Consider the following 5,318-nt stretch of genomic DNA (forward strand, 5'->3'; position numbering starts at 1 on the left):
CAATATATTCATCTTTAAATGTATCATAAAAGAGTGTAGCAGAAAACCCACTAAAAGTATTGGGTTGATGAAATTTCACTTCATATCTTGTGGCAAATCGTTTCGCTTGAAGCGAGCTAAACTCTCCATTTAGTTTTGGATAAAAAACTAACGAATCATCATAAATAAAATAATCTTTATAGTCTTTAGATAATGCTTTATAATATTCAAATTTTTCTATATTTTCTTCATCTTTTAAGATTCTTTCTGTCCCTATTGTGAAATCATTAGCTTTTTGTCCATCAATATAGGTTAGGTTGAAGTAGCTAGCCCACGCTAACTCGGCATAATCTCTAAGATTCTTGATTTGTTGCTTCATACTTTTTCCTTTTAATCAAATATAAGATATAACAGAATCGCTAATGGGTAATACAATATAGAATAGAAAAACCTTATTAAATATTTTTTAATTCGTGTTATTCCAAATAACCATAGATTTGCTATCATCAGTGGTAAAATTATCAACCCCATCGTTATAAGAAACTCCTCAAATCTATCTGGATTATGTCCAATGTAAGGTGAAATTATCCAAGCAAATATAAAAAGTATAATCCAACAAATATACAATATCTTTAATGTTTTCATCTACACCACCCTTTTAGATTCTAAAAGATAAGATTCTACATTATGATTGATAAGATTCTTATTATATACAATAAACATAGATTGTAAAGAAGTCTCTCCACCTCCTACATACTCTCTATCATCTTGTATATCCTTAGAATATTCTAAGAGTTGTGTATATCTCCCTACCCCATAATCTTTATATTCATATTCTTTATATGCTTTATCATAGACTTTAGGAATCTTTTGTGGGATAATGAGCATGAGAGCAATAGAGTGTATTCCTATGGTTATATCTATCTCTTTAAACTCATAGTCTTTAGGATAATCCTTAAGAAGTAAAGAGAGTAAAGAAGGAGTAGAATCTGAAGGAGTAGGAATAGAATCTTTGGTATTATTGTTTGTAGTATTATTTGTATTATTGCTATTTGTAGTGTTATCTGTGTGAGTAATATTATGTGTAGATTGTGAGCTAGATGCTCTCTTATCTAGCTTTATAGTAGAATCTAAGTCTTTAGCATCTTTATGTATATCGAGTTCTAGTAGTCTCAAAGGTGTATTACTATTTTGTAAGGTATCATCATCACTACTAGATTCTATAATCCTATCATTAAGCCTCAATCTACATATAGGGATATTATCTATTTGTTCTCTATGTTCTTTATAATATAATCTTATACTTGGTTTAGTAAGCTTTATAGCTGAAGCTAATGCTTCTTTACTTATCTCTTTAGTATTACTAGGATTAGGAGCATTTATCTTAAAGGTATTATTCTTAGGCTTACAAGTGATAGGAAATCCTTTATCACTTAATACCCCACTAACACATAAATCTTGCATTATAGGATAATCATCATTATATTTCTTATAAGCTCTAGCACTAGGGAGTATTACAGATACTAGAGAACAAGGAGTAGGAACACCTGCGATAGTATGAGTGCAACCTACTATGCTAGAGTTCATTAAATCAGATTCTAAAATCATAGGGATACCTTTAGATTGAAAGGGTTTGCCTTTATTGCTCTTTAATTGCACTATGCCATTATGAGGACATTTAAGTTCATTATCTTCTAGGACAGGACAAAGGAATGCAGTGGAGATACTTTCTTTATTCTCTTTAGAATCTTTTGCTTTAGATTCTAAGAGTGCTTTTTCTTTGTCTTCTATCTCTTTAGATTCTTTGCTTTTACATTCTAGCTTGATATGTAGGCTTGAGTCTAATATAGAGTAGTTTAGTATGGTAAGAGTGAAGTTATTAAGGAATACTTGGAGGGTTTGAGTAAAGTTCTCTTTAGAATCTTTTGTGTCATAGTCTGTTTCACCGATTAAGTGATATATAGGCTTAGATTCTACAAACACTCCATCATTATCTAATTCCCAAAAGTATAAAGGATTGTTAGGGGATTCTTTAGAGCCTAATAATAATTGGGAATATAAAAATATTTGTGTGTCTGGGGAATGTAGAGAATCTAAAGTAAGTTTAGATTCTTGATTGCTAGATTCTGTATATCTTTGTTTATAGTTCGTAATGAGAGATTCTATCTCTGCTATATCTATCTCACTGCCATTTTTGGTAAATATATCTATCTTGTTATTATGGAGGTGGAGGAGGTTGGATAGAGAGAGATTGTTAGGTTGAGTGGTGCTTATGGATTGCCACGAAGTCGTGCCGACTTCTCGCAATGACGAAACATTGCTTGATTGATTCAAATCTAGCTTATCTAAGAATATTATCTTTATAGATTTATCATTTGATTCTAATATAAGATGATTTGAATCTTTGGATTTATCTTTTTTATTAAATCTTGCTTGTCTTTGTTCTCTCTCTATTTCTTTTAGCTCTCTCTCGTATTCTTCATAGCTTAGATTATTTATTCTTTTTTGTTCTTGTTCTATTGCACCTTGTCTCTCTTCTTTTATTTGCATTATGGATTTATAGAGGGCTTTTCTAGCCTCTAAATACTCATCACTTAGGGAATCTTTATCGAGGATAAAGATATTTGCGAAGTCGCTTTTGTATCCTAGAATCTTGCTAACATTATTATTATCTATAAGACTTTCATTACCTTCTGTGCATATCGCAAAGCTTTTACAAGCATATAATGCACGAAGTAAATGAGTGGGGGGAATCTTTGGTAAGAGAATCTATATCATTATTATTTATAGTATTTACACAAAGTCCATTATACTGCTCTTTAATATTAAATATAGAAGTGATTAGAGCATTGTTATTATCAGTATTAATATAGTTTAATTCATAGTATAAATCATCGTTTTTCATTTTCTCTCCTTCGTTATGATTTCCAAGGCAAAAATTCCCATCCGCACCGACTACAATCTATATAATCTGTAGAAACCTCGTTGCTAACTAATGATTGTTTTAAAAGTTCATTACAAATGTCTTCAATAGAAATTAATACAAGTATCCAATTTACAACACTAGCCATCTTTAAGCCTTTAAGCCCAAGTTTTTCTATTTTACCTTTAACTATCATATCTTTAAAATCTATTCTTGCTTTCCATAGATTAAGTTTTACCTCAATAGTTTCTGTAGCAAGTATATGATTACCAAAATAGTGCATCACGGCTGTTGCATCAAAAGCATCAGTAGTATATACTTGATATATACTTGCTTGAAGCTCTTTTGGGAGCTTATTATGACTATTTGGGAAATATTTAATGAGTGTAGATACAGCTTCACCCATTCGCTCATTTAAAGTAAATACTTCAGTATCCATTGTGTGTGGCAAGAATCCATCAAGTCTAACCTTGACAAATACCCTATCACCCATCTTTGCCTTTTGGATTTCTTGATATAAGAGATTTGCTCCTTGCTTTGCTGTTTGTATATTGTATGTATTTTGTTCTTTTAAAATAGCTTCCTCTTGCAGATATTTAGGAATTTGCTCTTTTAAGGATTTATCCTTGAAGGTAAGTAATCCATTTTTTAATTCAATAGATTTTTGTATATTCTCATCAATATTAATACCTTTAAATTCATCTATGGTGCTATCATAAATACTAAAATCAAATGTAACTTGTGTTGTTACTACATTAGCGACATCGACAGCCTTGCTTGTATAATCTGTAGTTTGATTAGAAGTTACGCCTATCGCATTAAAAGTATAGACTTTTTTTACAATACTAGGATAGCTTAAAGCAAAGAGTTGAGCTAAATATCCACCAAAAGAATGCCCTGTAACGACAATCTTTTGATGAGCGATAATAGGACGAATATGCTCATCATAAAATCTAAGCATACTGAGATAATACGCTATAGGCACTTTTCCACGAAAGATTTTAAATCCAGCTTGAGTTGCACGCCAAAGAGAAAGATTAATTTGAAATATATCAATACCCCTTATAGCAAGGATAAGCTCATCATTTTTCGTATCTTTAAAGAGTGTAGCAGAAAACCTTGTCTTATCATCTTGACTAAAGGCAAGAATCTCATAGCGATTGACAAATGTATCAGCTTGTTTGCTATCAAATCCTACATTGTATTTATCTAAGAAAAATAGTTGAGATTCACTAAGAGCTTGGTGGTAGGTGGGTAAGGTTTTTTTATTGTTTATTTTTTGTTTGGCTATTTCGCTATTTATGTCTCCCCATTGCCTTTCTTTATCTCCAAACATACCTACATTAAATCCTGTGGAATAACTAGCCCAGCATATTTGAGCATATTCAAAAAGTTCAAAATATTTTTGTTGTCGGTTCATTTGTATTAATATCCCCTTTCTTTTATTTTTTGTTTATATTCAGCTATTCCATCACAACCTAATGTTCTATCAAATTTAGCAAATAAACCTATATCTAACCAACCATAAGTTTTGTAACCTTTATATAAAATATTTGTCCCATATTCGTAATATTGATATTCTGCTTTCTTTATTCGTAAGCTTATATTTTCTTCAATTAGTTTTACATCTATACCATATTTTTTACCTTGCATTCTATCATAAGTTTCTTTATTATAAATAATTTCTCTATCTTTTAATTCCCCACACAATCTCTCAAACTCCCTAAAGCTAGGCTGCCATTCTAGCGGGATAAAACTATAACCAAACCATAAAATCATAATTATAGGATAAGGCAGAGCTACATAGAGTTTATTTATCTTTTTATTGATATTAAAAGTTTTAAATATGGCATAGATTATCCAATAAGCAAATAAATACACCCATATACTAGAAAGGATAAAGAGTGTAATCCAACCAAAGAATGGAAAAGGGATAAAAGTAAGGATATAGAAAAATATTATATTTAAAATAGTGAGTGTAGATAATATAAGATAAAACAAAGTAGATTTGAGAGATTTCCAAGCTTCTTTGTAGTGGTTTGAGTTATTCATAACATTTACCTTTATAGATAGAATCTTTGACCAAACATACCTGCATTCAATCCTGTGGAATAGCTAGCCCAAGCGAGTTCCGCATATCGCAATAACTTTAATTTCTGCTCGTTTGTGTATTGACTCACCTATGCTACCCTTTTAATCTTGATTATGTGAGATTCTATTTCTTTTGAGCCAATGAGGAGAGTAGAATAAAGGAAGATTTGAGTATTTGGAGAGTGCAATATATTAGTATCTAAGTGATATTCATTCATTAAAGATTCTATATCTATCTCACTACCATTCTTAGTAAATATATCTATCTTGTTATTATGGAGGTAGAGGAGGTTGGATAGAGAGATGTTGTTAGATTGATTTATTG

4 protein-coding genes and 2 pseudogenes are annotated in these 5,318 nt (G+C 30.7%); all 6 read right to left on the reverse strand.

What is annotated here, in order from left to right:
- Nucleotides 1-358 (reverse strand): annotated as a pseudogene (locus CQA53_RS09935) (hypothetical protein); the annotation flags it as partial.
- Nucleotides 359-624: 266 nt separating this feature from the next.
- Complete coding sequence (locus CQA53_RS12450) at nucleotides 625-2,529, reverse strand: hypothetical protein (RefSeq protein ID WP_181882424.1); 1,905 nt, start codon at nucleotides 2,527-2,529, stop codon at nucleotides 625-627.
- A 163-nt stretch (nucleotides 2,530-2,692) separates the two neighbouring features.
- Nucleotides 2,693-2,884 carry a hypothetical protein gene (locus CQA53_RS12455; RefSeq protein WP_181882425.1) on the reverse strand — a complete coding sequence of 64 codons (192 nt, stop codon included), beginning with the start codon at nucleotides 2,882-2,884 and terminating at the stop codon, nucleotides 2,693-2,695.
- Between the two features lie 13 nt (nucleotides 2,885-2,897).
- Nucleotides 2,898-4,322 (reverse strand): alpha/beta hydrolase family protein, encoded by a 1,425-nt coding sequence (locus CQA53_RS09950; RefSeq protein WP_115543832.1) that lies wholly within the window; start codon nucleotides 4,320-4,322, stop codon nucleotides 2,898-2,900.
- Nucleotides 4,323-4,327: 5 nt separating this feature from the next.
- A complete protein-coding gene (locus tag CQA53_RS09955; protein WP_115543833.1) occupies nucleotides 4,328-4,954 on the reverse strand; it encodes a hypothetical protein in 627 nt (208 codons plus the stop codon).
- Nucleotides 4,955-5,082: 128 nt separating this feature from the next.
- Nucleotides 5,083-5,318: pseudogene (locus CQA53_RS12460) on the reverse strand (hypothetical protein); the annotation flags it as partial.

This window comes from Helicobacter didelphidarum (genome assembly GCF_003364195.1).
GTDB lineage: Bacteria > Campylobacterota > Campylobacteria > Campylobacterales > Helicobacteraceae > Helicobacter_A > Helicobacter_A didelphidarum.

What these genes read in the sequence shown, in the direction of transcription:
- CQA53_RS12450 (WP_181882424.1), bottom strand. Translation starts at nt 2,529, where the DNA reads ATGCAAATAAAAGAAGAGAGACAAGGTGCAATAGAACAAGAACAAAAA.
- CQA53_RS12455 (WP_181882425.1), bottom strand. Translation starts at nt 2,884, where the DNA reads ATGAAAAACGATGATTTATACTATGAATTAAACTATATTAATACTGAT.
- CQA53_RS09950 (WP_115543832.1), bottom strand. Translation starts at nt 4,322, where the DNA reads ATGAACCGACAACAAAAATATTTTGAACTTTTTGAATATGCTCAAATA.
- CQA53_RS09955 (WP_115543833.1), bottom strand. Translation starts at nt 4,954, where the DNA reads ATGAATAACTCAAACCACTACAAAGAAGCTTGGAAATCTCTCAAATCT.